The 25,484-nt window shown below is 29.9% G+C and carries 30 protein-coding genes; 6 read left to right on the top strand and 24 right to left on the bottom strand.

The window, feature by feature from the left end; all coding sequences use genetic code 11:
* Position 1 precedes the first annotated feature (1 nt).
* From NHF47_RS02335 to NHF47_RS02375, 9 genes are read right to left on the bottom strand one after another with little or no spacing between them, the layout of a single operon-like run.
* Positions 2-679, bottom strand: a complete 678-nt coding sequence (locus tag NHF47_RS02335; RefSeq protein ID WP_252763411.1) for a response regulator — start codon at positions 677-679, stop codon at positions 2-4.
* Between the two features lie 12 nt (positions 680-691).
* Complete coding sequence (locus tag NHF47_RS02340) at positions 692-2,710, bottom strand: tetratricopeptide repeat protein (protein WP_252763412.1); 2,019 nt, start codon at positions 2,708-2,710, stop codon at positions 692-694.
* 55 nt (positions 2,711-2,765) lie between these two features.
* On the bottom strand, positions 2,766-2,948 hold the full coding sequence (locus NHF47_RS02345; RefSeq protein WP_252763413.1) for a hypothetical protein: 183 nt from the start codon (positions 2,946-2,948) through the stop codon (positions 2,766-2,768).
* 37 nt (positions 2,949-2,985) lie between these two features.
* On the bottom strand, positions 2,986-3,159 hold the full coding sequence (locus NHF47_RS02350) for a hypothetical protein (protein WP_252763414.1): 174 nt from the start codon (positions 3,157-3,159) through the stop codon (positions 2,986-2,988).
* A 39-nt stretch (positions 3,160-3,198) separates the two neighbouring features.
* Positions 3,199-3,372 carry a hypothetical protein gene (locus tag NHF47_RS02355; protein WP_252763415.1) on the bottom strand — a complete coding sequence of 58 codons (174 nt, stop codon included), beginning with the start codon at positions 3,370-3,372 and terminating at the stop codon, positions 3,199-3,201.
* 32 nt (positions 3,373-3,404) lie between these two features.
* Positions 3,405-3,578, bottom strand: coding sequence for a hypothetical protein (locus tag NHF47_RS02360; protein ID WP_252763416.1), 174 nt, complete (start codon positions 3,576-3,578; stop codon positions 3,405-3,407).
* Between the two features lie 38 nt (positions 3,579-3,616).
* Positions 3,617-3,790, bottom strand: coding sequence for a hypothetical protein (locus NHF47_RS02365; protein WP_252763417.1), 174 nt, complete (start codon positions 3,788-3,790; stop codon positions 3,617-3,619).
* 38 nt (positions 3,791-3,828) lie between these two features.
* On the bottom strand, positions 3,829-4,002 hold the full coding sequence (locus NHF47_RS02370) for a hypothetical protein (protein WP_252763418.1): 174 nt from the start codon (positions 4,000-4,002) through the stop codon (positions 3,829-3,831).
* 32 nt (positions 4,003-4,034) lie between these two features.
* Positions 4,035-4,208 carry a hypothetical protein gene (locus NHF47_RS02375; RefSeq protein WP_252763419.1) on the bottom strand — a complete coding sequence of 58 codons (174 nt, stop codon included), beginning with the start codon at positions 4,206-4,208 and terminating at the stop codon, positions 4,035-4,037.
* A 199-nt stretch (positions 4,209-4,407) separates the two neighbouring features.
* On the opposite strand from NHF47_RS02375, the gene NHF47_RS02380 reads away from it, so the two are divergent.
* From NHF47_RS02380 to NHF47_RS02390, 3 genes are read left to right on the top strand one after another with little or no spacing between them, the layout of a single operon-like run.
* Positions 4,408-5,133, top strand: a complete 726-nt coding sequence (locus tag NHF47_RS02380; protein ID WP_252763420.1) for a metallophosphoesterase — start codon at positions 4,408-4,410, stop codon at positions 5,131-5,133.
* Between the two features lie 35 nt (positions 5,134-5,168).
* On the top strand, positions 5,169-5,663 hold the full coding sequence (locus tag NHF47_RS02385) for a DUF6646 family protein (protein WP_252763421.1): 495 nt from the start codon (positions 5,169-5,171) through the stop codon (positions 5,661-5,663).
* Positions 5,664-5,665: 2 nt separating this feature from the next.
* A complete protein-coding gene (locus NHF47_RS02390) occupies positions 5,666-6,238 on the top strand; it encodes an alkylphosphonate utilization protein (protein WP_252763422.1) in 573 nt (190 codons plus the stop codon).
* A 393-nt stretch (positions 6,239-6,631) separates the two neighbouring features.
* Here the strand turns inward: NHF47_RS02390 and NHF47_RS02395 are convergent, their stop codons facing one another.
* The 12 genes from NHF47_RS02395 to NHF47_RS02450 all read right to left on the bottom strand — a co-directional run bounded on the left by NHF47_RS02395 (position 6,632) and on the right by NHF47_RS02450 (position 18,002).
* Complete coding sequence (locus NHF47_RS02395; RefSeq protein ID WP_252763423.1) at positions 6,632-6,967, bottom strand: hypothetical protein; 336 nt, start codon at positions 6,965-6,967, stop codon at positions 6,632-6,634.
* Positions 6,968-6,969: 2 nt separating this feature from the next.
* Positions 6,970-7,644: a hypothetical protein gene (locus NHF47_RS02400; RefSeq protein WP_252763424.1), complete on the bottom strand. Its 675-nt coding sequence runs from the start codon at positions 7,642-7,644 to the stop codon at positions 6,970-6,972.
* A 65-nt stretch (positions 7,645-7,709) separates the two neighbouring features.
* Positions 7,710-8,009, bottom strand: a complete 300-nt coding sequence (locus NHF47_RS02405) for a hypothetical protein (RefSeq protein WP_159779758.1) — start codon at positions 8,007-8,009, stop codon at positions 7,710-7,712.
* Positions 7,991-8,725: a hypothetical protein gene (locus NHF47_RS02410; RefSeq protein WP_252763425.1), complete on the bottom strand. Its 735-nt coding sequence runs from the start codon at positions 8,723-8,725 to the stop codon at positions 7,991-7,993. The genes NHF47_RS02405 and NHF47_RS02410 overlap by 19 nt, the downstream gene beginning before the upstream one ends.
* Positions 8,726-8,790: 65 nt before the next feature.
* Positions 8,791-9,318, bottom strand: coding sequence for an SUKH-3 domain-containing protein (locus tag NHF47_RS02415; RefSeq protein ID WP_252763426.1), 528 nt, complete (start codon positions 9,316-9,318; stop codon positions 8,791-8,793).
* 3 nt (positions 9,319-9,321) lie between these two features.
* The gene (locus NHF47_RS02420; RefSeq protein WP_252763427.1) at positions 9,322-9,603 is read right to left on the bottom strand and encodes a hypothetical protein; all 282 of its coding nucleotides are present in this window, start codon (positions 9,601-9,603) and stop codon (positions 9,322-9,324) included.
* Positions 9,604-9,699: 96 nt separating this feature from the next.
* Positions 9,700-10,098 carry a hypothetical protein gene (locus NHF47_RS02425; RefSeq protein ID WP_252763428.1) on the bottom strand — a complete coding sequence of 133 codons (399 nt, stop codon included), beginning with the start codon at positions 10,096-10,098 and terminating at the stop codon, positions 9,700-9,702.
* A gap of 2 nt (positions 10,099-10,100) precedes the next feature.
* On the bottom strand, positions 10,101-10,598 hold the full coding sequence (locus NHF47_RS02430; protein WP_252763429.1) for a hypothetical protein: 498 nt from the start codon (positions 10,596-10,598) through the stop codon (positions 10,101-10,103).
* 258 nt (positions 10,599-10,856) lie between these two features.
* Complete coding sequence (locus NHF47_RS02435) at positions 10,857-11,276, bottom strand: SMI1/KNR4 family protein (protein WP_252763430.1); 420 nt, start codon at positions 11,274-11,276, stop codon at positions 10,857-10,859.
* A 2-nt stretch (positions 11,277-11,278) separates the two neighbouring features.
* On the bottom strand, positions 11,279-12,145 hold the full coding sequence (locus NHF47_RS02440; RefSeq protein ID WP_252763431.1) for an HNH endonuclease: 867 nt from the start codon (positions 12,143-12,145) through the stop codon (positions 11,279-11,281).
* Between the two features lie 5 nt (positions 12,146-12,150).
* On the bottom strand, positions 12,151-14,070 hold the full coding sequence (locus NHF47_RS02445) for a hypothetical protein (RefSeq protein ID WP_252763432.1): 1,920 nt from the start codon (positions 14,068-14,070) through the stop codon (positions 12,151-12,153).
* Between the two features lie 71 nt (positions 14,071-14,141).
* The gene (locus NHF47_RS02450) at positions 14,142-18,002 is read right to left on the bottom strand and encodes a hypothetical protein (RefSeq protein WP_252763433.1); all 3,861 of its coding nucleotides are present in this window, start codon (positions 18,000-18,002) and stop codon (positions 14,142-14,144) included.
* Positions 18,003-18,268: 266 nt separating this feature from the next.
* Here NHF47_RS02450 and NHF47_RS02455 point away from each other — a divergent pair, with 266 nt between their 5' ends.
* On the top strand, positions 18,269-18,967 hold the full coding sequence (locus tag NHF47_RS02455) for a helix-turn-helix transcriptional regulator (protein ID WP_252763434.1): 699 nt from the start codon (positions 18,269-18,271) through the stop codon (positions 18,965-18,967).
* A gap of 55 nt (positions 18,968-19,022) precedes the next feature.
* On the opposite strand, the gene NHF47_RS02460 is transcribed toward NHF47_RS02455, so the two are convergent.
* The 3 genes from NHF47_RS02460 to NHF47_RS02470 form a co-directional block, all read right to left on the bottom strand.
* The gene (locus tag NHF47_RS02460; RefSeq protein ID WP_252763435.1) at positions 19,023-20,903 is read right to left on the bottom strand and encodes a M1 family metallopeptidase; all 1,881 of its coding nucleotides are present in this window, start codon (positions 20,901-20,903) and stop codon (positions 19,023-19,025) included.
* Between the two features lie 77 nt (positions 20,904-20,980).
* Complete coding sequence (locus tag NHF47_RS02465; protein ID WP_252763436.1) at positions 20,981-22,576, bottom strand: S8 family peptidase; 1,596 nt, start codon at positions 22,574-22,576, stop codon at positions 20,981-20,983.
* 81 nt (positions 22,577-22,657) lie between these two features.
* Positions 22,658-23,518 carry an MBL fold metallo-hydrolase gene (locus tag NHF47_RS02470; RefSeq protein ID WP_252763437.1) on the bottom strand — a complete coding sequence of 287 codons (861 nt, stop codon included), beginning with the start codon at positions 23,516-23,518 and terminating at the stop codon, positions 22,658-22,660.
* 172 nt (positions 23,519-23,690) lie between these two features.
* Between NHF47_RS02470 and NHF47_RS02475 the strand changes: the two genes are divergently transcribed.
* Both NHF47_RS02475 and sufB read left to right on the top strand, forming a co-directional pair.
* Complete coding sequence (locus NHF47_RS02475; protein WP_252763438.1) at positions 23,691-24,020, top strand: iron-sulfur cluster assembly accessory protein; 330 nt, start codon at positions 23,691-23,693, stop codon at positions 24,018-24,020.
* 8 nt (positions 24,021-24,028) lie between these two features.
* Positions 24,029-25,477 (top strand): Fe-S cluster assembly protein SufB, encoded by a 1,449-nt coding sequence (sufB, locus tag NHF47_RS02480; RefSeq protein WP_252763439.1) that lies wholly within the window; start codon positions 24,029-24,031, stop codon positions 25,475-25,477.
* Positions 25,478-25,484: the final 7 nt, after the last annotated feature.

Consider the following 25,484-nt stretch of genomic DNA (forward strand, 5'->3'; position numbering starts at 1 on the left):
TTTAAACGAAGCCTTGTTTTTTTGCTTCTCTAACAATGTCTTCATCTGTACCTCCTTTAACACAAAAATAATCTTTAATTTGAGCCTTTCTTTTATCAATAGAACTTTGTGCTAAATTGATATAATTGGGGAGATTTTTCGATAAGACACCTTGTGCAAGTAAAGATATAATGGTGCGATTGTTTTCATCTAGAAAAACATTGTTTTTTACTTCCAGCATTTCTTGTATACTCTCTTTTACCGTTTTACTAACGTATTTTTCTTTATTGATGATTACTTCAAAAGCTCTCAAAAATTCTTCAGCTGTAAAATCACTTTTTACAAGTAACCCGTCGGGTTCAATGTTTGTTTGTATATCATATAAAATAAAAGCTTCCGCATGAGAAGTTAGAATTACAATTTTTGCAAAAGGGTATTTTTTCTTAGCAAGAATGGCTAAATCTTGTCCAGAATTGATGTTTTTTTCTTCATAAGGAGGAAGACTTAAATCTAGGAAAACCATGTCAAATTCATACAAATCCTCCGATTTCATCATTCTTTTGTATGCGGATTCACAGTCAAATGCTGAAGTAACATTAATTTCATATCCTAAATCGTTATAAGATAAAATGCTCTTATAACCCTCAATCATGGATGGATGATCGTCAATCATAAAAATGTTTACTTTCTTAGAACTCATTATTTTATAATTTTAATTGATTGGTAATTTGATTATTATTTTAGTGCCTTTGCCGATTTCAGAAGTAATATTAAAATCTCCTTTCACAGATTCTGTTCTTTGGAACATGTTTTTCATTCCTATTCCTTTCTTTGCTTTATTGGTATTGAAACCTTCTCCATCGTCTATTATTTGTAAAGTTACAATTTTTTCTTGTTTATCTATGTTTATGTAAATATTTTCTGCATTGGCATATTTATTACAATTATTTAATGCTTCTTGTAATATTCGATATAGATTCATTTTAATTTCAATATCAATATTTTCCCAAACAATCTCTTTGTCAATTTCATAAATACAATTTGCTGGATAAAGTTCGTTTTGTTCCGTTAATAATTCTGTAAGAATGGTTTTGAAATTTCCTTTTTCAGAAAAAGTATCATTGCTTAATTCATGAGCAATTACCCTAACTTCTTTTTCAATATTTTGAATTTCATTAATATGGCCAATACATTTTTTTATGGTTTCTTCATCATTTCTTTTAGTAAGAACAAATAAATTTAACCTCGTACTGGCTAGTTTATTCATAATTCCATCATGTAGTTCTCTAGCAATTCTATTCTTCTCAATGTTTTTTACCTCATCAATCTTCGTTTGTTGATCGAGCATTAGTTGGTATATTTCTTCATTGGCTTTTTGTTGTTCTTGTGTAAACAATAATTCTTTTTGTTTGGCTCTTTGAAAGAGAATTACAAACAATAAAGCACCAATGAAAGCGACTAAGATGGATACCGTTAGTATGGTTTTCTTTTCACTAGAAATTTCTAAGTTTTCATGAATAATTTCGTCCGTTTCATATTCTATACGGGCTAATTTATTTCTTGTTGCTCTTTCTAAATCATAGAGACTATCACTGAGTTTTATGTATTTTTGGGCATACTTTAGGCCATTAGAAGGATCTATTTTAGTATATAAATCTAAGGTTTTAAGTATTTCTTTGTTATAATTAGATTTATCGGCAAGGGTGTATGCTTCATTATTAAGCTGTAATGCTTTCGTTTTATTAGCTTTTAACAGATAATATTCGGTTAAATGAATTTTACTTTTTATAATTCCAGCAATATTATTAATACTATCTCTTAAAAATAAAGCGCGATTTAACTCATCATAACCCTCGTTGTTATTTAATTTAAACTTACAATAGGCATAATTATCAAGTAATGCGGAATATAATACAGGTTGTTTTTTAAGTAAATTTTCAATTTTTAACCCTTCAGAAAAATTTTCTAATGCTTTTTTATATTGATTGTTATTCTGATACACTAAACCAATGTTGTGAAAAGTTTGCGCTTTAAAGTCTTCGTACAAATAGTTGTCTTTTAATTTTTCAATTTGTGACAAGGCCTTTTCGTGATAATAAAGGGCTTTTTCATAATTACCTAATCCAGATAAAGCACTACCTAAATTTCCATAACATTGATATACAAGTAATTTATCTGAAATACTCAACGAAATATCCAACGCTTTAATCGTCGCTGTTTCGCTTCCTAAAAAATCTTTTTCATAAAGTAAAACATAGGCTTTGTGTAAAATTGTATTGGCTAAATTCTCTTTATCATCAATTTTGTTATAAATTTTTTCAGCGTTGTTATAATACCAGTAGGCACTATCATTTTTTGCATTTTCGAAGAAATAGTCCCCTAAATAGTATAGCGCTTTTGCTACAGTTGCAGAATCGTTACTCGCTTTACCTAAAGCTAAAACTTCATTGGTAACCATTTTATATTTTTCAAGCTCATAAAGAGGAAAATAACGATTGGCTACTTTAAAGTAATTCCTTCTCGTAATAGAATCATTTTTTTGCCCTTTAATAGCTTGATAGGCTAGGTCTCCAAATCGAATTCGCATTTCTTTTGATATAGTCTCTTTTTGAGCCAAAGAAAGATAATTGTTAATTTTTTGATTTTGAGCATCAAGTATCAACTCTTGATTTTTACCATCAGAGCAACATATAAACTGTAAAAAAAGAAGTATTGAAATAATTTTTTTCAAGCACTAGAATATTAATTTATGTACACACACAAATTTAATGATTTTCTTACACGCATTAATCGTTTTTAATAATTAGTATTGGATTATAAGAATTTCCTTCTCCTAGAAGTACAATTTGATTGGTTCTGTTTTCCTGAGCAACTTCATTACTATTTGAATTAATAGTTACAGTTAAATAAGATATTATTGAAGAAGATATTACTAAAAGGATACTTAAAGAATAGATTACTTTTTTCATGAGATACTTTTTAAATTATTATATATAGATAGCTTTTTTAGTCTTTTTTAGGGATGATGATTGGATCCGTCTGAGTCGTTTCATTGGTATCATCAGCATGAATATTTGTAGTGTTTTCTTCCATATCAGCATCATAAGAATCTGTCGTACAAGAAATAGCAGACAAAGACACTACTAAAACAACTACTAAAAGGAGAAATATTTTTTTCATAAGTATTAAGTTTTAAAATAATTAGAATTTGTTTTGGGGTTAATCTTTTTTTGGAATGATGATTGGATCAGTTTCAACAGTTACCGTTGCATCGTCAGCATGAACATTTGTTGCATTATTTTCTAAATCTGAATCATATGAATCCGTTGTACAAGAAACACTTAATAAACAAACTATAAAAATAAGTACTAGAGCAAGTAGTGATTTTTTCATAAAAATAAGTTTTAAAAATTAAAAATTCAAGCTTAGTCTTTTTTAGGAATGATAATAGGATCGGTTTCAACAGTTGTTACTGTATCATCTGCATGAACATTAGAAGCATTATTTTCCATATCTGCGTCGTAAGAATCTGTTGTACAAGAAACAATGGATAAAGACATTGTTAAAATAACTACTAGGGTAAGGATTATTTTTTTCATAAGTATTAAGTTTTAAAAATTAAAATGGGGTTTGGGGATTAATCTTTTTTAGGAATGATGATTGGATCGGTTTGAACAGTTTCATTTGTATCACCTACATGAACATCAGTCGCATTATTTTCCATATCTGCATCGTAAGAATCTGTTGTACAAGAAACAATGGATAAAGACATTGTTAAAATAACTACTAGGGTAAGGATTGTTTTTTTCATAAGTATTAAACTTTAAAAATTAAAATGGGGTTTGGGGATTAATCTTTTTTAGGAATGATAATTGGATCGGTTTGAGCTGTTTCATTTGTGTCGTCCGCATGAATATTAGTCGTGTTATTTTCCATATCTGCGTCATAAGAATCTGTTGTACAAGAAACACTTGATAAAGAAGCAATTAAAACCACAGCTAGCATAAGGATAATTTTTTTCATAAGAATTTAGTTTAAAATAAATTTTGGTGTGATTAGTCTTTTTTAGGGATAATGATAGGATCTGTTTGTGTTGTTTCTCCTGTATCATCCGCATGAATATTTGCAGCATTGTTTTCCATATCTGCATCGTAAGAATCTGTTGTACAAGAAACAACGAATAGAGATGCAATTAAAATAAGCACTAGAGTAAAGATTGATTTTTTCATACTTCTAAAATTTAAATTTGATTATATAGTTATTTTTAATTATTTTAACAAACTATAGTATTATCAATACATTTTTGTAACACCTTATTTTTGTTGATTCAAAAATAAGGTGTTACAAAATTTTAATTTTACAAGTTTTCTGCCGATTTTGTTAAAGTTTTAGTGTGTAGTATTCTGTTTATTAATTGTTTAGTTAAAAATGAAAAGATTTGTTATTGGAGATATCCATGGAGGCTTAAAAGGGTTACAACAAGTTTTAAATCGTTGTCATCTTCAAAAAGAAGATAAAATAATTTTTTTAGGAGATTATGTTGATGGCTGGAGTGAATCTGATAAAGTTATAGATTATCTTATAACGTTAAATAACAATCAAAATTGTGTTTTTTTAAAGGGAAATCATGATGATTTGTTGTTAAACTACTTGAAAACCAAACAATTTAATAATGAATGGTTTCATCATGGAGGTGAATCGACCATTGAAGCGTATCATAAAATTAATCCTGAAACCATACAAAAACATATCCTATTTTTAGAAACTCTCCAAGACTACTATATAGATGAAGATGACAGATTGTTTATACATGCTGGTTTCACCAATTTAAAAGGGGTTGAATTTGAGTATTTTAAACCTTTGTTTTATTGGGACAGAACACTATGGGAATGTGCTTTGGCATTAAACCCAAACTTAAATAGAGATAGTGTGTATTATCCCAATCGTTTAAAATTATATCATGAAATTTATATTGGGCATACCCCAGTTACTAGAATAGGCAAAACAGTTCCTTATAATGTTGCCAACATTTGGAACTTAGATACTGGCGCTGCCTTTAAAGGTCCTTTAACTGTTTTAGATATTGATAGTAAAGAATATTGGCAAAGCGACCCACTACATATGCTTTATCCAAATGAAAGAGGGAGAAATTAACTAATATTTTTATCTTTGTACCAAAATAAAACACAATGAAAAAAGTATTACTTATATTGGCTTTAGGTACATTTGCTTTATCTAATGCGCAGGTTTTCTCAGGTAAAGGAGACAAAAAATTTCAAGTGGGTGCCAATTTCCAAGAAAAAGGAACTGGAATAATTGCTACCTATGATAATGGATTAGGCAAAAATATGTCTTTCGGTTTTACAGCTGCTTATTTATTAGGTATCGAAGAGGTTCTAGGAGAGAAACCGAACTTTGATGATCGTTTTGATATTCGCGCAAGGTTTAGTGCTAATATTGCAGACATCTTAAATATCGAAGAAAAAATTGACATTTATCCTGGTTTGAATATAGGGGTAAAAAACTTTGGAGCTCATTTAGGGGCTCGTTATTTCTTTTCAGAAGGATTTGGTATTTACTCTGAAGTGCAATTCCCAATTGCTATGTATGATAATGACCCTGTAGGGTTTGAGAAATACAACAACCAATTCAACTTTTCTATAGGAGCCAGCTTTAATTTATAAGAATGAGTGTAATTGAAAAGAAACTAAAAGACAGAAGTAACGTACAATGTGAATTATGTGGTAACGAACATGATTTACACGTTTTCAATGTAGCACCGTATACGGATGAAAGTTTAGAACATTCTATTTTAGCTTGCAAAACCTGTATTGCTCAAATAGAAAATCTAGAAGAAATCGATTTAAATCATTGGAGATGCTTGAATGAATCGATGTGGAATGAAAACCTACCCGTTCAAATTGTTTCCTGGAGAATGCATGCTCGATTAAAAAATATTGACATGCTTGAAATGATGTATTTAGATGAAGAAGCTTTAGAATGGGCAAAAGCAACAGGAGAAGGTGACGATGATGAAGGTAAAATTATTCATAAAGATTCGAATGGGAATATCCTTGAAGATGGAGATTCGGTAGTACTTATTAAAGATTTGGATGTAAAAGGAGCGAATTTCACAGCAAAAAGAGGTGCTGCGGTGCACAATATTAAATTAGTTTGGGATAATGCGGAGCAAATTGAAGGCCGTGTTGAAAACCAACACATAGTGATATTGACACAATATGTGAAGAAAACGAAATAATGTTGACTTCAATACACAACAAAAAAGGAATTCTTCAATAAGAATTTCTTTTCTGTTTATAATACGCATTGTGATAATTGTACGATTTACTGATAATATAAAATTTAAAGCGATCGCCTCATAACGGGTTTAGATTTTAGCTTTTGTCTTACAAATAGAAAACTTTAAAACTTTTTATATTGAAACTCATAAGTATCAAAGTGGATTGTTTTATCTTTCGAAACATACCATAATCCCGATAACACGGATTTACAACATCAGTATGTTCTAGAACTTCTTTGGCACTTTTACGTAAACCTCCTTTGATGGCAACGGATAATTCTCCAGTCAAAGATAATTGTCAATGTTCGTTTTTTTGAATAAAAAAAATCCGCCCTAAGGCGGATTTCTACTTTATAATTCTGATACTTTAATTAAGTAGTCTTTTTTATTATATTTTTCTAACATAAAAATTAGTTTTTTGGTATAAACTTTAAAATAGTCATATAATTCTTGATTGGTATAAAATTGAGAAAAATATCCATCAAATAAAGCATTAAAATTATAATCAGGATTTTCCAATATCCATTCAAAAACCACTTTTTGATCTTCAATATAATCAATTTTTAAATTAGATAAATCGATATCTTCTAGGGCATCTTTATAAAAATCTTTTATTTTTTTAATACCTTTAACATCTTTATTAAATATTGCATTATGAATTGCTGTCTCTAACTTTTTTTCTTCCATAATTAAAATGCTTGTTTAAAAATTAAATTTTCTACTATATTATTTCCTGTTGAAAAATAACCTCTTTCCGATAGTTCTTTTAACATATTTTTTTTAACATTTTCAAAAATAGGCCTGTAATGACCACTATGATTAGTGATTTGTTTAATAATTCCATTTTCAATTATAATATCTCCTGCAGCTGCTATCTTACTCCCAGATAAGAAACTAGAATGGTGAAATTTACCAATTTCATTACTCTTAGAAATATATATTTCCCCAGTTTCCGACATTACATATATTGATTTGTTTGAAACAATATTTTCGCCTTCAAGTCCAATTTCAATACTCCCATTAGTGTCAAATAGTTTACCGTTTTTATCTATGATTCTATCATGTTGAACAAAAATTTCAAACTTTTTTCTTTCAAATTCATCAAGATATTTTACTTTTTTCTCAAATTCAAATAATCTTCCACCTTCAAGATAAATTTTTTCTAATCCTCTAGTTTCTTTATAAATAATTTTTGAAGAACTAATTACATCAAAATATTGATATAGATGTTCAATTACCTCATCAATTTGTTTAGCTTCATCTGCATTTTTTGCGGTTTTCTTTACATCATCAGCATGTTCTAGAACTTCTTTGGCACTTTTGCGTAAACCTCCTTTGATGGTTGCCGTTAACTCAGCTTTCAAAGATAATAATTGTAAGTGCTATTTTATTAGGCATAAAAAAACCACCTTCGGGTGGTTTTGTAAGCTTATAAAACTTCTACATTATCGTTTTCTTTTATCTCATCTATTGATTTTAAATCTGTTAAAAAATGTATCATTTTCATCTCAGCAATATTTGATGACACTTCTATATCAATAATATTAGCTTCTTTTGAATAATTACTTCCTTCAATTCTAATTTTCTTATTTTTAAATTCGTCTAAAAAAAATGATTTATCTTTATCAATAGCTTTTAGTTTAGTGTTTTCATCTCTAAAATTTACTCCTACTATTACATTATCATTTAATTTGTCTAATTGTATTATTTTTAATTTTTTGTAATCCATAATAATTGTGTTATTTGTTCGAAATTATAGTTTTCATATTTACTTCCTTTTAATATATCTTTATGACTTTTAAATCTTTCTAAAGCGTCATCTAATAAATCTAAACGGTCAACCTTATTTAAATCTTTTCCATGTTTACTTGCTCTAATACTTGCTTGCATTTCTTCTAATAAATTATTTTGACTTCCTGATAAATTTGAATCAAAAAAAGTTTTGTTATTTAAGGCAGCTAAACGGTGTCCTTCCAATTCATGAGCAATTGCTGCCCTCCAACTTAACCTTGAATTAGCTGTATTAAACTTACCTGGCATAACATCTGTATTTATAACTAATCTATCTAACCCAAACATTAAAGAATAACCTGTTTCATGATCAGAAATTCCATCCTTAAAATCAATATTTTTTTCATCAATATTATATTTTTTTGCATATTCTAAAATTTCATCTTTTTGTTTTAGAGTTAAATTTGCTTCACCCCTAAGTCCTTTAGAATAAACTATTTTTCTGTATTGATTTATTGCTTTTTTAAAACCAGCAACCTCATCCAAATGCTTAAAAAAATCATCAATCTCATCATTGGTTAGTTTTCTTTTTAAGTTATTTTCTTCTATAACGAGATTGTCTAACTTTTTCTTTAACTCATCAGTATGTTCTAGAACTTCTTTGGCACTTTTGCGTAAACCTCCTTTGATGGTTGCCGTTAACTCAGCTTTCAAAGATAATAATTGTAAGTGCTATTTTATTGGGCATAAAAAAAGCTGCCCGAAGACAGCTTTAAATTTTAAAAAGTTCTATACTTAAATTCGTAAGTATCAAAGTCTACTGCTTTATCTTTGGAGATATACCATAAACCCGAAGTTGGATCTTTAGCATCTAACTGTATTGAAGACCATTGATCAATACGAATAATACTCTCCAATCCTTTAAAAATATTCTTTCCTAAACAATAACAATCTTGACCTAAAAAATACACAGCACCATTAGCATCAACTGCAATATCAAAATTTTCAGGAGAATATAGACCTATTACATAAAGTTTTCTTCCTAAATCTGTTGCCCAGTCTTCTGCAACTGAATTTGCTCCCATTCCATCCGAATCTAATGGATTTAATGACGTTCTATTTACAACGTTTGAATCTTCCTTTTCGAGCAATTCTAAAATTTTTAAACCACCATACGTTCTAATAAATTCTCTAATAAATTCTGGATAATTATATCTCTCCATAAATTCATCATAGGTCGTTATCTTTCTGTTTGGATCCCATCCCATAGTTTTTAGGTGATTTTCCATTTCTTTTGTAAAACTCATTTTTTATATTTTTAGTTCTGTTACATCTTCAATTATATTAAAGTGTTCCAACATTGGATTACAACTATCACAAGCTTTCTTAAATTCTTTATGTCTATTTAAATCTTTATTTATATCTAACGCTTTTGAAATAGTGTTTTTGCCAAGTATAATTTTTACTTTATCAAAATTAAATTTTTCAAATTGACTTACTATCTCATCAATATAAGTATCAAGAGATTTTCCTGCTTTTTTAGCTTCCTTTGTACATTTGTAGATTATTTTATCTATTTTCTTTTGAGACATACCTTTAAAAAGTGCTATTTTAAAAGTAATTTACAAAAAAAGCTGTTTATTATAAAACAGCTTTTAATTAATCATTGTATTAATTATTTCCTAAAATTACTCTTCATTTAACTTTATAAATTCTTCATAAGTATAATAATCATCTGAACCTGTTTCAATTAAAATAGTAGGAAAAAAATCAATTATGTCTTTTATAAATGGAAAAATAAAATTGTCTAAATCCTCTTCTTCAACATGATTAGAAAAACTAATCTGAACCAAAACACCATATTTATTGTCGGAATAGTTCAAGTATTTATTAAAATCCTTTACATTAGGAAGATCAATACTAAAAAAATCACTCTTATTTGAATTATAAACTTTATAAATAATTCCAAACTCATCATTACTTGTTTCAATATCGTATCCTCTCATTTTTATAATTCCTAATATTTTTTCAGAAAAAACATTAGGTTCAATAAAGTTTTTATTTATTAATCTTATTTCTTGTGACATACTTAGTATAATTTTTTAATTTGTGATAATTCTGTTATAATAATTACTCCTTTTTTTTGTAATTGTTTCAATACTGATTGATTAACATTTCCACCCTTTGAAAATTCTTTAATGAATAAAACAACTTTCTTATTTTCTACATTTATATAATCTTTATGATTACGATTTATATATTTTTCAAATTGCTCTAAAAATTTACCTGATTTTGTTTCTCCAGAAACATTATATTTTACTTCTATTAAATATTCTGAAACTAAACCATCAAACTCTCCAGCTTTACCACCAGCTTTCAATACTGGATTAGAAAATTCTAAAATTTCATCATATTTAGCAAACTCTTTAATAACTTCAGCTTCTAAACCTGATGAAAGTAAATTTTGTTGTTTCGTACCCATTTGGGTAAAATTCAAACCTCTTTCAAGCATTAATTTATGAGCATTTTTTGCTTTTTCAATAAAATTATCAGCTTTTTTTATAATTTGTTCTTTCGTTTCATACATCCACACTAATTCTGTTCCGTATTTATTTTTTACTTTCCAAAAACCTTCATCAATTCTTGGTATTAATTCAGCTATCTCATCAATATAATTATCAAGAGATTTTCCTGCTTTTTTAGCTTCCTCTGTCCATTTGTTAACTATTTTATTGAGTTCCTTTTCAGATTTACCTTTAAAAAGTGCTATTTTAAAAAATAATTATACAAAAAAGTACAGTAAATTTACTGTACTTTTAAAAACTAGATTTTAAAATTATCCATTTTAATAATCACAATCCTCAGTTAACCCATTCATAAATTCTTCAAATGAATTTGCTAAAAACTCAGGTTCTACTTCTCCCATATCCATTGGACAATAATATACTTTACCATAATTATTACCATTCTTAAGATCGAAACAAAAAGGGTTTCCTCCTCCATCATATGCAAAATTTAAAAATTTGTTTGGTAACAAATCTTTTATCCTATCGTATGATTTTTCCAAAGGAGATTTTCCATATTTAATAGGGTAAAAGTGCGCAATTACTTTTCCTTTATAACAGTCTTTCTCATCAGGGCATCCTCCATTAAATTTTAGAATATGTTCTTTATATTTTTCAGGTAAAATCATTCCTATCTCAAATTCCAAATTTGAAATATCTAAAGTTGTTACTGAAATTTCTGTCAGTATAAAATTGTTCATAATTATAAATATTTTTTTAAAGGTATTACTTTTTTTGCTTGTCCAGCTGAACCAAAATGTCCATAAGTGGCTTCATGTGCTTCACGTAAAACCAATTGCATTGTACATTCCAATTCAGCTGTTAAATCATCTAAATGATGCCAAGTATAATCTTTTAGAATTGTTTTCATCATTTTTTTATCGGTTACGCCCATTACTTTAAAAGACTCAATAAAATCAAGATTTCTTTCGCCTTTTATCTTAATCTTTACTATACTTTTATTATTATAAAGATGCTGTGGCGTTGTAGAAAAATCTGGTGAAGTACCTACTTTACTTTTAGGAATTTCATACCCTTTTAATTTAGCATTTTCAGGATTGTATTTTTTTCCACTACTTTTAAGATTTAAATTTACTTCATCAATAATCTTTTTTCTCTCTTTTGAAGTTTTCTTTGCAAAATTTATAAAACTTTCATAATCTTCCTTTGCTAATCTGAAAAGAGTATTTCCAGCTTCATCTAATAAATCTATATTTGATTTTAAAGTTTTTTTTGTGAATCTTCCTTTAATAATTCTATTAATAATATCATTTTCAATATCAACCAATTCATCAATATAAGTATCAAGAGATTTTCCTGCTCTTTTAGCTTCCTCTGTCCATTTGTTAACTATTTTATTGAGTTCCTTTTCAGATTTACCTTTAAAAAGTGCAACTCCTGTTTTTTGATGTACAATTTGATACTCATTTCCTACTTGTTTTGTTACAAAACATCCTAAAATAATTCCTCGGTCTTTGAGTACCACAATTTTTATACCAGGATAAGAACGTATGTTGTTTTTCTTCGCTAAAAATAACGAAAAAAAATATTTTTTTATACTTGTGAGCATCTTATTTATATTTTACAAATGGTTAACGAATTGTCTGCAAATTTTGTAGGTCCAAAACCCGCTTCTCGTAAGGCTTTTTGGGTTTTGGGCGAAAAAAGCGCATCAAACTTAGCTTTTAGCAAGGCTATAGCGCCTAAAACAACTTCTTCTAAAATCGCATAGAGTTCGTCTAAAAGTTTGGAAAAATTGGCTGCTTTTGCATTAACATGATGAATAATTTCGAGTACGGTGTGCAACATGCCTTTGGAAATTTTTCCTAGTTCGTCAACAAATCGTTTGGACGCTTTTAAACCTGTTTTTATCACAGTCTTCGTGGTGGCTGCTATTTTGGTAAACAAATTAGCAACCGCTCCTACACCACCTGTAGCAAAAGCTAAAATGACTTCTTCAATAATAAATCCTACAATAAAGCCTAAGAAATAGCCTACTTTGTCTGCCGTTATACTTATTCTAGAAGGTGCTGTAACTAATAGAACAATCACATCTTTTGAAAATTTCACAAATGCTTCTAAATTTTTAAAAGAGAATAATTTGAAATAAAACTCAAATAAATTTTCCACCATTTCTATTAACAATCCAAAAAAAGACGAAGGAGTTGCAACCAATCTATCTGTCTGAGTGTTTTTAAATTGTTTATAATCGACTACTATTTTTATAATAAAAAAAATACCTGATAATGTATCTACTAAACTATTAATGGTCCCAACAATTAAACCATTAACAAATAACAAATAGTCTTTGGATAGCGCGATAGTTTTGTCGATAAACGTTTTTAAAAATTTAGGAATTTTATGGATTAACTCTAAAAAACCGTTCATTTTCTTATTGATGTAGTCTCTAATAGACTTTATGTTTACTTGAGCAACTTTATTTTGTATTGCTTGAATAATTTCTTCTAGATAATGAATGGCAGGAGCAATGGCTTTGGCATAATCGAATTTTTCATTGTTCTTTTCCAGTTTTTCAAAAAAATCAATAGGAATAAGCGGTTTAAAATTTTCATTTTTAACTGTTTTCTCATTTCCCTCTTGATCTTTAGATGTTTTATAATACAGATATCTGTCATCACTTAATTTTAAGTCTTTTTCACAACCTTCAATTACATTTTCTAAAGCTTCACTAGTTAGGTTTAAAAACTCGGTCTCAATTTTAACAACCTGATTATAGGTGTTTAACAGGCCTTTTTTTATATAATAAGAAATATCTTTTTCCTTTTCTTTGAATTGTTCATTCAGAACGGTAATTATTTTTTCTTCATTAAAATGCAAAAGAAACATTTGAAGAAATAGTTTTAATTCTCTTTTATCTATTTTAGTAGCGCTTGTTATATTACTACCAACTTTTACTCTAATGGTCGATCCAATGATATTAAACAAATCATTTCGCTCGATAAAAAATACAATTTCATTCTCTAAAACTGCATCAATATTCAAGTACGCTAGTTCTAGTTTAGCACCATCATTAGCAATAAAAAAAGTCATTCTCGTTTCGATTTTTTCAAGATAAGAATTGAAATTTTCAAACAAATCTATTTTCTTTATGGCTGGTTTTATAGTTGGTTTTGCTTGTGCTGATACAACAATTTCGTCTAATACAATGGCCTCGCTGTAGTAATATTTGTTATTAAATTTAAATACTTCTTTTTTAACAATAAAATTTTCATTGAAATACAAATCGATATTTCCCAAATACTCTAAATAAAATTCAACTGCTATTCTATTAATCGTAGCTGGGTTATCTTTTAAGTAGATTCTTTGCTTTTCAACATCATATACTACTTCTTTCAATACTTCTACAATTTGATTTTCATTTTCAACTTCATTTTGGTCTTTTAGAATTTCAATATCGTCATTAAAAACAGCGATACTAGAGCCTGTTCTATATTCAAAATGGAAATTTTTTAATCCATATTCATATGCATACATAAGTGTAATTTGATTAAAAAAACACCCTGCTATAGAATTTGCAGGGTGTTTTGAGTTAAACAATAAAGGAATTATAGCTTTTTAACCACTAGATTTACTTCAACGGTTGTCTCGTTAACAAGTTCAACAACTAGTTCTTTGGTTCCTTCTGTGACAATGAAAGAATCTGTTGGAAAGTCGTTTTCAGCATCAAGTAACAATTCATATCTTCCTGCTGGTAAATGATTCAACTTCCAAATTCCGTTGCTATCACAATAGGTAAGATCTTGTGTTGTACCATCTATTTTCTTTAAAAGAATTTTAGATACAACACCTTGATTTCCTATGATTTTTCCGGCTAAACTTGCGGTTTTACTACTGTTTTCGCCTCCTATTTGTGCTTGAGAAATCGAAATACCTTGTGATCTTGGTACACTAGTTGGGTCTTCAAAATCCTCAAAATCTTCATTCTCAGGTAACGCTTTTTCTACATTTAGACCGATACTTTCTGCTTGCAAAATCGTCATAGCTGTAGGTACACGAGACCACCAAGCTTTTCCTTCTTTTTCTGATTTAATTTCAGTTAATTCATCGACAATGGATAAGTACATAGGATCTTCGATTACTGGAACTTCTCCTCCATTCCAAATTTGGCCTGTTTGCATATAATAACGAACCGCTTCTTCAAAACCTGGACGAACAGTTATCACTACTCTTGCCATGCCCGCTTGCATAAAATTCCTAAACAAAGGATCGTTAGTATCGTCATATTGATATAAACTTGACCAATCGGAACGATTACCCCAATAATAAGGGTATAAATGATACGATAAAATGTCCCATTCAAAAGCTTGCTCAATAAATTTTACAAAAGAGGTATATTTATCTAATGATTCATTAACATTCACTTCATACTTTTCAAAAGTATCTTCATTATTGCTTAAATCATTTCTTCCATAAGTAAATTTGGAATTTGGATTTTGAGAAATAATATAAGAGATACAGTTTTTGCGTAAAATTTTATTTTCAAACTCACGATAGAAGCCTGGGTTTGTTCCTTTTATTTGAACGCCTAGCGCTTTTTCTTGAGCTAATTTTTCATTATACACAGCCAAAGCTTCTTCATAACCATCGATAATTGCCTTGAAGGTTTCTTGTTGCCATTTTTGTTTAAACTCTGGAGTTACTCCACATTCAATTGTTGCAGTAGCATTAAAAACGAAACTGTTCAAATAATATACTGATAAAGGAATTTCTCCTTCAAACCTTTTTAGTTGTTGACTAAATGTTGGTGATGGATAAGCTTGTGCTTTATCTGTAAATCGTAAATTTCCAATTCCAAAATGCATTCCATGTGCTTGTCTCCAATCGCCATCTTCAATACTCGCCCATGAAACCTGAGCGTTTTTAGTATAATATCCTTCAGGAATTTTTAAATTTTCCTTGGCATGAAAAGTTTCATGTCCGTCTTGATATCCACCAGAAGAGACTGTATTATTTGAGAACGACTTTCCAATGTGAATGGTTTCGGCTGGATTTGATTGAATTTCCACATTGTATTTACTTGCCCAAAATTTTATAGTACTTTCGTTGATTTTTGAATAATCAGAAAGGTTTAACGAATTAGAACCTTTATTTTCTTTATCATAAACTCTAGGATCAACTGGCTCAATTAACTTACTACCACCTAAACCCGATTTTAAACCTAAAGTGTGCAATTTAGCAGGTTGTGGAATCATAAATTCAAACATCAAACGCTTACCATAGTTCACAATTTGATTTTTATAAATTTTATCTACCCATCTGTAAACTCCTACTACATGTTTATCACCATTTCGATTATCAAAACCATGAGAGTTTGTTTCTTCAAACTCTTCCATTATTTTTTCAATACGCTCTTGTTTTACCTTGGTTACAATTCTGTCTAAAGCTTTATCAGTAATTTCTTTTGCTTGTGTAATAGCTTGACGGGTACTGTTTTCTTTTGAACTATTCGTTGCAAAACCTGCTGAGGCCCCTAATGTTAATTCTTGGATAGGTCGGTAACTCACATTAGCATTAGCATAAAAGTCTTTATTATTTTGAATAACTGTAGCTACTTCATTTTGCATTTCAAAGCGTGAAGTTGTACTTGTGTCAGATAATTTTTCATGCTCATTCTCATTTGAAGTTGAACTTGTTAACTCATTTCTACGAAGTTTACGAGTAGTTTTGTCTTTGTACTCGCGAGCCATTATATTTTCAATATGTGCAACTTCTCCTTCAATATAACTGTGTGTGGTTTGCTCTACTTTTTTATAATCCGTTATACCCAATTGTTTTACTCCAAAACCACTTGGAACAAATACCTCATATTCATCGGTTAAGTTTCCAATTTCATCTTCGATACTTTCAAGAATAATTTTACCTTTAAAACAGGTTTGCAAATGAAAAGATGGAACTTCTACAAAAGCTTTTCTTCCATTAGTAAATGTGATAGTTCCTCTAAAACTGGTAATCTCAGGTTCATTGATTATTGTTGGATTACCAATTTGAATATTATTTATATAAATTGTATTACCAACTCTTGAAATACTATAAGAAACTAAACCGTTATTATTATAATTACCAGTAGTTTTCTCTAAAGTATATTCAAACTTAGATAAATTCCAAGAGTGGTCAGGTACTTGAATAGATAAATCACAATTAAAATACTTTCTTATAGAAAATGTTTTTGGACAAATTACAAAACCAAAAGTGTTTGCAGGAGCTGTTATCGCTGGAATTAATACACCTCCAATGGATACACTCGTATTTTCATTAATAAAAGTATTTTGATTAATTATTTCCTGATTATTTCCTGTTTCAATTGAAATGTATTGTTGTAAATCTTCAAAGTTTTCAAAAACATCTGTTAATTCAAAAGCTGAAGCATCCATTCTACTCAAATTTTTTTCAGGACTAAAGTCTTTACCTGTAAGTTCTAATAAGGCTTCAAAACTTTCTTCAGATAAATTTTGAGATAAATAATTGGTATCTAAAATCTCATTGTAATTGAAAATGAATTTTGGATATTCTGGTTGTTTAACATATTCTGGTTGTTGACAAGGGTCTAAAGGATCATAAGAAACTTGAGGGTCTTTAATTGCACACCATGCCCTTTTGGCCTCTTCTAATTTTGCTTCATATTCTTCTCTTAATGGCTTTATTATTAGTAAATGTTCTTCTTTTGCAACTTCATAGGCTGCTTCATATTCTTTTTTATATTTTCTATGAACAGCTTTAAGTTCAAATTCTAATTTTTTTAGTTGCTCTTTTTTTAAAATAGCTTCAGCTCTTCTTTGTTGATTAACCATTTCATCAGAAGCAACCGTTTCAAACACTTCGTCACCTGTTAATTTACTAAGAGATTTAGATGGAGAATTTTCAGCAACTTCTTTTTCTTCAATAAATAATTTTTTAGGGAAAACTATCTTAGCATTAATCAATCTTTTTGCTTGATCAAAATTAATTCTATCATATTTAGAAATCAAGTGATTAGAAATAAGCAATTGCATACTTGCTTCTTTACAATAGAAATCATTCTGTGTTACTGTTTGATAAAATAAATTATCCCATAATTGCGTTAAAGCAGCTTTGTCTGTTATAGCTGTAAGACCAACAATTTGAGTATCTAATTCCTGCTGGGTTACTTTATCTCTATTCGCAATTAGCCAGTCACTAAAATCAAATAATTTTCTATCAATTGCTTTAATTTCATCCAATTTCAAGAAAGTAAAATTAGTAGCAGCTTCTTTCATTGCTTGCCATTTCGTTTGGCTGATTGGCTTATTTTGCACAATTTCATCAAAAAAACCAAGTGTTCCATCTTCATTTCTAAAAATAAAACGTTCATTTTTTTCGACATCTTTTGTTAATTGTGGAGCTCTCATTGTTACAAAACGGAAGAGCGTGTTTTTAATTTGTGTACTCATTTTTATAAAATAATTAAGGTAAAGTTTGGTTTAAAAGGCTGCGCAACCTTTTAAATGAAGAATATATTCTAAGTAAATGATGCTTAAAATCAATTACAATGCAAATATAGAAGAAAATAATCTAATATACAAACAAAAGTAAGAAAATTTTCAAAATAATTGATATTTATCTGACTGTTATCTAATTATAAATGAAAAAAATCTATTATATTCAATTTTAAAATGAAAATTTTCGTAAGTTTGTATAAACTTTAAACGCTATTACCATGGTTTCAGAAAGATTAGGTCAATATATTGACCAAAAAGGATTAAGTTATTATGCCTTTGAAAACAGCTTGGGCGCTGGAAGAGGCAGCATTTCTAAAGCAGTAAAAGAAGGTAAAAGCATAGGTTCCAACGTGATAGAAAATATTTTGTCACAATATTCAGATTTAAACCCAACTTGGTTAGTTACTGGACAAGGATCTATGTTTAAACAGGGCGAAGATTTTTTGCTTAACAAGAGCATTGATACTTTTCCACTACGAACGGACAAAAATTTAGAGTCGCAACAAATTCCCTTATACGATATTGAAGCAGTTGCTGGTTTGGTTCCTTTATTTCAAGACCGAACCACACAAACACCTTTAGATTATATTTCAATCCCAAGATTGCCTAAATGTGATGGTGCAGTTTATGTAACGGGCGACAGTATGTATCCTTTATTAAAAAGTGGAGATATTGTTTTATACAAAGAAGTTAATGATATCAAAAATGAAATTTTTTGGGGTGAAATGTATTTATTAAGTATGGACATGAGTGGAGAAGAATACATTACCGTAAAATATATTCAAAAATCTGAACATCAAGGACATGTTCGTTTAGTTAGTCAGAACAAACACCACCAAGATAAAGATGTAGAACTTACAAAGATTAAGGCGTTAGCATTAGTTAAAGCCAGTATTCGAATTAATTCTATGAATTAAAATTAAAAAGGGAATCACTTGGAAGTGATTCCCTTTTTAATACGTTTAAATTTCATTATTTTTTTTCATAAACGTTGTTTGACAAATCTACATCAGCCATTAATCCGCTTGGATCTATCACTACTGCTTGAATGGTAGTACTCACTTTATCAATTGTAAATGAAAAAGTAGGTGCCGCCCAATCCCAACCTTTCAAAACTGTTCTGTTTATAGAATACGGATTTGGTTTTTCCCAACGCATTAACGTATTTGGAATGTAAAATGTTTCTTGTGATCCATCTTCATACACTACTAATAAGTCAATGGGCATTGGCATTCTACCAATTCTTTCCAATGTAATTTTAGTTTTAGCATTTTCATCTGTAACTTCTTTAATACTGTAATCAATAGTGTTTGTTGTTTGAGTCCAATCTAACAAGTACCAATCTAAATTAGCACCTGAAACTTTTTCGGCACTTCTTTTAATATCATTAGGAGTTGGATGCGTTAATTTATAATCACTGTAATATCTTTTTAAAGTTTTCATCAGATTTTCAACACCTATCACATACCCTAATTGAGACAAGAAAATTTCTCCTTTACTATAAGCTGCAATACCATAACTCCTATTAAAATCATAACGATCTGCGTGAGTAGATAAAGGTTGTTCCGTTCCTGTTTTTACTAAAAAACGATAGTTATTATAAGCCCCTTCAAATGGATTTTCTTCTTTTCCTTCTGCAGGAGGCAATACACTTTCCATAGCCAAATCTGAAATAAATGAAGTAAATCCTTCATCCATCCACTCATGTTTCGATTCGTTTGAGGCTAAAATATGTTGGAACCAAGAATGTGCAAACTCATGGGCTGTAACTCCTACTAAACTACCATAGCTCCTATTACCAGTAATAAGCGTACACATTGCATATTCCATTCCACCATCACCACCTTGTACAACCGAGTACTGTTTGTAAGGATATTGACCCACATTTTTATTGTAAAAATCTAATAACTCGGCTGTTTTAGGCTGTAGTTTCTTCCAGTTTTCTAAGTTTTCGGGTTTGTTCTTGTAGAAAAAATGCAATTCTACATTGTTTGGACCTAAAATCATATCATGAACATACTCTTTATCAGCTCCCCAAGCAAAGTCATGTACATTAGGCGCTATAAAATGCCATGTTAGTGTTTTTGCTTTCTTTGGATATTTCACCTCAACTCCTTTATCTTGGTAACCATGTCCAATTTCGTTTTTATTCTGTAAATAGCCAGAACCACCTATGATATATTCTTTATCAATGGTAATTTTAACATCAAAATTACCCCAAACTCCGTGAAATTCTCTTCCGATATAGGGGTCAGCATGCCAACCTTCATAATCGTATTCAGCCATTTTAGGATACCATTGTGTCATGGATAAAGCTACACCTTCTTCAGAATTTCTTCCCGACCTTCTAATTTGTAAAGGAACCTGTCCCTCAAAGTCTAAAGTAAAAGTACTTTTTTGTTTCGGTAAAATGGGTTGATTTAAAGTGACTTCTAATACCGTACCCACAACTTTTGTTTTCGCTACGACACCATTTTGCATAAAATTAGCTACATTTAAATACCCAATTTCATTTGGTTTTAAAGTACTAATTCTACTTTCTTTAACTTCTTTATCTGCTTGCTTGAACGTTCTCACCATTCTACCGTCTGGATCAGAAATAGTTTGCAGTCTCGAATCCATAGCGCTTCCTGGTTGAAAAGCATTAGGATACAAATGATAAAAAACTTTTTGAAGGGTATCGTTTGAATTATTACTATAAACCAACTCTTGAACGCCTTTATACTTAAAATCTTTCACATTCATTTCCAGTTCCATTTTATAATCAACATGTTGTTGCCAATAACCTGGATTAGGGTTATTTTGACTAAATCCAACAAAAGAGAATAAACATAATGCAATTAGTTTTTTCATATTTTTTAAAATTAAAAACCACAAAGGGAAACGCGAGTTTTTCTTTGTGGTTTATTGATATTATAAGAGTTAGAGCATTATTTTGACATTTGTTCTGCCATTAATAAAGCATTATATGCATTTACAATTTTACCTGTTTTTGAGATGGTAGAAAAATTCGCTTTATGCTGATCTTCTCCTACAGCAACCTCATTTTTCAAAGGTGTACCACTTTCCATAATAATCTGTTTTACTTGTGCTGCAGATAATTTTGGATAATAAGAACGTATTAAAGCAGCAACACCTGCAACATTTGGAGAAGCCATTGAGGTTCCTTGTAAATATTCATAAGTTTGATTTGGTGTAGTTGCATAAATTTTAACTCCAGGTGCAAAAATATCAACATTTTTTGTACCGTAGTTTGAGAAACTAGCAACCATTTTTGAACTATAACTTGGAGCTAATGCACCAATAATTAAAACATTATTTGAAATTTCTGGAGCACCATCATAAGAGTCACTTGGATACTTGTTTTCCACATCTAAGTCTTTAGAATCGTTTCCAGCAGCAAAAATTACTAAAACATCTTTTGATGCTGCATATTTTAAAGCATCTTGCACCCATTCTTTATGAGGAGAATAGTATTTACCAAAAGAACCATTAATTACTTTTGCTCCATTATCTACAGCATAACGAATACCTAAAGCAATATCTTTATCATACTCGTCTCCATTTGGAACTGCTCTTACTGCCATAATTTTTACATTATTTGCAACACCGTCACCTCCTTTATTATTTCCACGAACTTGAGCTACAATTCCCGATACGTGAGTTCCGTGTTTGGCATCTTCTGGATCTGGACCAATAACATTGTTGTTTCCATACTTAGTATCATTAATGTCATTAGGATTATCACCCACAATAGAACGCCCATCAAAATCTACGTTAAAATTATAGTTCAATTGGTCCGCAAAATGATCAATTCCCCCTTTTACTTGCTCTTTAAATTCAGCAACAGTTCCATCAGGAAAAACTCTTTGTAAGAAAAACTCTTTGTAATTATTTAAAGCCTCATTATCTGTTTGCATGGCTTTTAAATCAGCTTCTGTAAAATCTTCTTTTTTTAGATACTCTTGTAATTCTTTGGCAGCGTTTAAAAGCCCTTCATAAAACTGCTTTCTTTGCATAGCCGTTTGAACCTCTGCGTCTAATTCTGCTTTTGCTTTATCATAATCTGGCGTTCCAGGTCCTTGCTTCACAATACGAGTCATTTCTAATTGCTCGTTATTACTATCTCCTAAAAAGTTCCATCCATTAATATCATCCACATAACCATTGTTATCATCATCCTTACCATTATTTGCAATTTCTTTAGGGTTAACCCAAATTACACCTTTTAAATCTTCGTGACGAATATCAACTCCCGAATCAACAATTCCTACTACAACAGTAGTGCTTTTTTTACCTTTTAATAATTCTGCATACGCTTTATCCACACTCATTCCTGGTACCGTATCTTTAACTAAATCCAAGTGACTCCATCTTTTTAAATCATTTTCAGCTAAAGGAGTTACTTTTAGCGGTAAGTTATCAATATTAACAGGTGGTGTTGAAATTATTGCTTTGGTACCACCACAACTAGCTAAAACTAAAGCTAATGCAGTAGAAAAATAAATTGGTCTTAAATTTCTCATTTATTTTAAATTATATATTTATTTTATTTAGTATTTGACAAAAATCTGCTTTAAAAGTTACATTTTACTAATGTATTAACACTATTTTAAGATTTCTTCACAAGAAAACACCTCATTTAACCGAATTCCTTTCTCTGTGTTTTGCAATGTTATTATTGGATTGTGGGCATCATGCTCTAGAAATAAATAAAAATTTTCTGCCACAGCTCTTTTTAAAAAAACATCTTTTTCATCCATTGATAGTAAAGGCCTTGTATCATATCCCGTTACATAAGGCAAAGGAATATGTCCAGCAGTGGGTAATAAATCTGCCATAAAACAAATGGTCTTGTCTTTATAGGTAATCATAGGAATCATTTGCTTTTCTGTATGACCATCTGCAAAAAAGATACCAAAATTTAATTCGCTTTTTTCAACAAACCCATTTTCAGGTCTTGTAATAAAATGCAACTGACCACTTTCTTCCATTGGAATGATATTTTCTTTTAAAAAAGAAGCTTTTTCTCGCGGATTTGGTTGTGTCGCCCATTCCCAATGATTTTCATTGGTCCAAAATTTAGCATTTTTAAAAGCAACTTCATAACCAGTTCTATCTTTGTTCCAAATTACACTTCCACCACAATGATCAAAGTGAAGATGCGTCATAAAAACATCTGTAATATCATCTCTATGAAAGCCTTTTTCTTTAAGGGATTTATCTAAGGAATGATTTCCCCACAGATTATAGTACCCAAAAAATTTATCCGATTGTTTGTCACCCATTCCTGTATCAATCAAAATCAAACGATTTCCTTCTTCAATTAATAAACAACGAGCCGCAATATCAATTAAATTATTACTATCTGCAGGGTTGGTTTTATTCCAAATTGTTTTGGGTACAACACCAAACATGGCTCCTCCATCTAATTTAAAATTCCCAGCTTCTATAGGGTATAAATTCATCTTTAATTTTTTCTTGCAATTTACAAAAATTACCTATAAATGCTAAGGTAAAGCCGTATATAAAAAAAAGTTATACGTTTATAAGTTATAAAAATGTTACGAATTCTTGTTATAAGCATTATATGAACTATATTTGCAGTTAATTTAGACAAAATCAAAATAAGTATAGGCTATGATTAAAGTATCTGATACTGCTAGTAAAAAAATCATCGAAATGATGAAAGACGATGGTTTTGATGCTACAAAGGACTATGTAAGAGTAGGTGTTAAAAGCGGTGGTTGTTCAGGATTGTCTTACGAATTAAAGTTTGATAATGAAATTAGTGAAAACGATAAGGTTTTTGAAGACAATAATGTAAAAGTTGCTGTAGAGAAAAAAAGCTTTCTTTATTTGATTGGAACCACTTTAGAATTTTCAGGAGGATTAAATGGAAAAGGATTTGTGTTCAATAATCCAAATGCGCAAAGAACTTGCGGATGTGGAGAATCTTTTTCTTTATAGTTAAAAATATGAGTAAATACACTGAAGACGACTTAAAAGTCGAATTACAAAACAAAGAATACGAATACGGATTTTATACAGATATAGAATCTGAAACTTTCCCTATTGGATTAAATGAAGAAATTGTTCGTGCCATTTCTAAGAAGAAAAACGAACCAGAATGGATGACCAATTGGAGATTAGATGCTTTTCGAGCTTGGGAAGAAATGATAGAGCCTGAATGGGCAAATGTGCATTACGCAAAACCCGATTTTCAAGCGATTTCTTATTATTCCGCACCAAAAAAGAAAGATAAATACGAAAGCTTAGATGAGGTTGATCCTGAATTACTAGAGACATTTAAAAAGCTAGGTATCTCTATAGATGAACAAAAAAAATTAGCAGGTGTGGCTGTGGATATCGTTATGGATTCTGTTTCTGTAGCAACTACATTTAAGAAAACACTAGCTGAAAAAGGAATTATTTTTTGTTCTATTTCCGAAGCGATTCAAGAACATCCTGAATTAGTAAAAAAACATATAGGAACAGTTGTTCCTCAAAAAGACAACTTTTACGCAGCTTTAAACTCTGCCGTTTTTTCGGATGGAAGTTTTTGTTATATCCCAAAAGGGGTACGCTGTCCGATGGAACTTTCTACCTATTTTAGAATTAATCAAGGAGGAACGGGACAATTTGAAAGAACTTTAGTTATAGCAGATGAAGGTAGTTATGTATCTTACTTAGAAGGCTGTACTGCACCTAGTCGTGATGAAAATCAATTGCATGCTGCTGTGGTAGAATTAATTGCTTTAGATGATGCTGAAATTAAGTATTCAACCGTTCAAAACTGGTTTCCTGGAAACAAAGAAGGTAAAGGTGGTGTTTATAATTTTGTTACTAAGAGAGGTTTGTGTGAGAAAAAAGCAAAAATATCTTGGACTCAAGTAGAAACAGGCTCTGCAGTTACATGGAAATATCCTTCTTGTATTTTAAAAGGAGACAATTCAATTGGTGAGTTTTATTCCATAGCCGTTACCAATAATTTCCAACAAGCAGATACAGGTACTAAAATGATACATCTAGGAAAAAATACTAAATCAACTATTATTTCAAAAGGTATTTCTGCTGGAAAATCACAAAACAGTTACCGAGGTTTGGTTCAAATTAGTTCAAGAGCGGCAAATGCTAGAAATTTTTCACAATGTGATAGTTTATTAATGGGCAATGAATGTGGCGCACATACCTTCCCATACATTGAAAGTAAAAATACTACCGCTAAAATTGAACACGAAGCAACAACCTCAAAAATTGGGGAAGATCAAGTGTTTTATTGTAATCAAAGAGGGATTCCAACCGAAAAAGCAATTGCACTTATTGTTAACGGTTTTAGTAAAGAAGTTTTAAATAAATTACCCATGGAATTTGCTGTTGAAGCTCAAAAATTATTAGAAATTTCTTTAGAAGGTTCTGTCGGATAAATCACAA

This window comes from Flavobacterium sp. NRK F7 (assembly GCF_024054195.1).
GTDB lineage: Bacteria > Bacteroidota > Bacteroidia > Flavobacteriales > Flavobacteriaceae > Flavobacterium.

Excerpts from the sequence above, each read along its gene's own strand:
- NHF47_RS02335 (WP_252763411.1), bottom strand. The coding sequence starts at position 679 with ATGAGTTCTAAGAAAGTAAACATTTTTATGATTGACGATCATCCATCC.
- NHF47_RS02345 (WP_252763413.1), bottom strand. The coding sequence starts at position 2,948 with ATGAAAAAAGTAATCTATTCTTTAAGTATCCTTTTAGTAATATCTTCT.
- NHF47_RS02350 (WP_252763414.1), bottom strand. The coding sequence starts at position 3,159 with ATGAAAAAAATATTTCTCCTTTTAGTAGTTGTTTTAGTAGTGTCTTTG.
- NHF47_RS02355 (WP_252763415.1), bottom strand. The coding sequence starts at position 3,372 with ATGAAAAAATCACTACTTGCTCTAGTACTTATTTTTATAGTTTGTTTA.
- NHF47_RS02360 (WP_252763416.1), bottom strand. The coding sequence starts at position 3,578 with ATGAAAAAAATAATCCTTACCCTAGTAGTTATTTTAACAATGTCTTTA.
- NHF47_RS02365 (WP_252763417.1), bottom strand. The coding sequence starts at position 3,790 with ATGAAAAAAACAATCCTTACCCTAGTAGTTATTTTAACAATGTCTTTA.
- NHF47_RS02370 (WP_252763418.1), bottom strand. The coding sequence starts at position 4,002 with ATGAAAAAAATTATCCTTATGCTAGCTGTGGTTTTAATTGCTTCTTTA.
- NHF47_RS02375 (WP_252763419.1), bottom strand. The coding sequence starts at position 4,208 with ATGAAAAAATCAATCTTTACTCTAGTGCTTATTTTAATTGCATCTCTA.
- NHF47_RS02380 (WP_252763420.1), top strand. The coding sequence starts at position 4,408 with ATGAAAAGATTTGTTATTGGAGATATCCATGGAGGCTTAAAAGGGTTA.
- NHF47_RS02385 (WP_252763421.1), top strand. The coding sequence starts at position 5,169 with ATGAAAAAAGTATTACTTATATTGGCTTTAGGTACATTTGCTTTATCT.
- NHF47_RS02390 (WP_252763422.1), top strand. The coding sequence starts at position 5,666 with ATGAGTGTAATTGAAAAGAAACTAAAAGACAGAAGTAACGTACAATGT.
- NHF47_RS02395 (WP_252763423.1), bottom strand. The coding sequence starts at position 6,967 with ATGGAAGAAAAAAAGTTAGAGACAGCAATTCATAATGCAATATTTAAT.
- NHF47_RS02405 (WP_159779758.1), bottom strand. The coding sequence starts at position 8,009 with ATGGATTACAAAAAATTAAAAATAATACAATTAGACAAATTAAATGAT.
- NHF47_RS02415 (WP_252763426.1), bottom strand. The coding sequence starts at position 9,318 with ATGAGTTTTACAAAAGAAATGGAAAATCACCTAAAAACTATGGGATGG.
- NHF47_RS02420 (WP_252763427.1), bottom strand. The coding sequence starts at position 9,603 with ATGTCTCAAAAGAAAATAGATAAAATAATCTACAAATGTACAAAGGAA.
- NHF47_RS02425 (WP_252763428.1), bottom strand. The coding sequence starts at position 10,098 with ATGTCACAAGAAATAAGATTAATAAATAAAAACTTTATTGAACCTAAT.
- NHF47_RS02430 (WP_252763429.1), bottom strand. The coding sequence starts at position 10,598 with ATGTATGAAACGAAAGAACAAATTATAAAAAAAGCTGATAATTTTATT.
- NHF47_RS02435 (WP_252763430.1), bottom strand. The coding sequence starts at position 11,276 with ATGAACAATTTTATACTGACAGAAATTTCAGTAACAACTTTAGATATT.
- NHF47_RS02440 (WP_252763431.1), bottom strand. The coding sequence starts at position 12,145 with ATGCTCACAAGTATAAAAAAATATTTTTTTTCGTTATTTTTAGCGAAG.
- NHF47_RS02445 (WP_252763432.1), bottom strand. The coding sequence starts at position 14,070 with ATGTATGCATATGAATATGGATTAAAAAATTTCCATTTTGAATATAGA.
- NHF47_RS02450 (WP_252763433.1), bottom strand. The coding sequence starts at position 18,002 with ATGAGTACACAAATTAAAAACACGCTCTTCCGTTTTGTAACAATGAGA.
- NHF47_RS02455 (WP_252763434.1), top strand. The coding sequence starts at position 18,269 with ATGGTTTCAGAAAGATTAGGTCAATATATTGACCAAAAAGGATTAAGT.
- NHF47_RS02460 (WP_252763435.1), bottom strand. The coding sequence starts at position 20,903 with ATGAAAAAACTAATTGCATTATGTTTATTCTCTTTTGTTGGATTTAGT.
- NHF47_RS02465 (WP_252763436.1), bottom strand. The coding sequence starts at position 22,576 with ATGAGAAATTTAAGACCAATTTATTTTTCTACTGCATTAGCTTTAGTT.
- NHF47_RS02470 (WP_252763437.1), bottom strand. The coding sequence starts at position 23,518 with ATGAATTTATACCCTATAGAAGCTGGGAATTTTAAATTAGATGGAGGA.
- NHF47_RS02475 (WP_252763438.1), top strand. The coding sequence starts at position 23,691 with ATGATTAAAGTATCTGATACTGCTAGTAAAAAAATCATCGAAATGATG.
- sufB (WP_252763439.1), top strand. The coding sequence starts at position 24,029 with ATGAGTAAATACACTGAAGACGACTTAAAAGTCGAATTACAAAACAAA.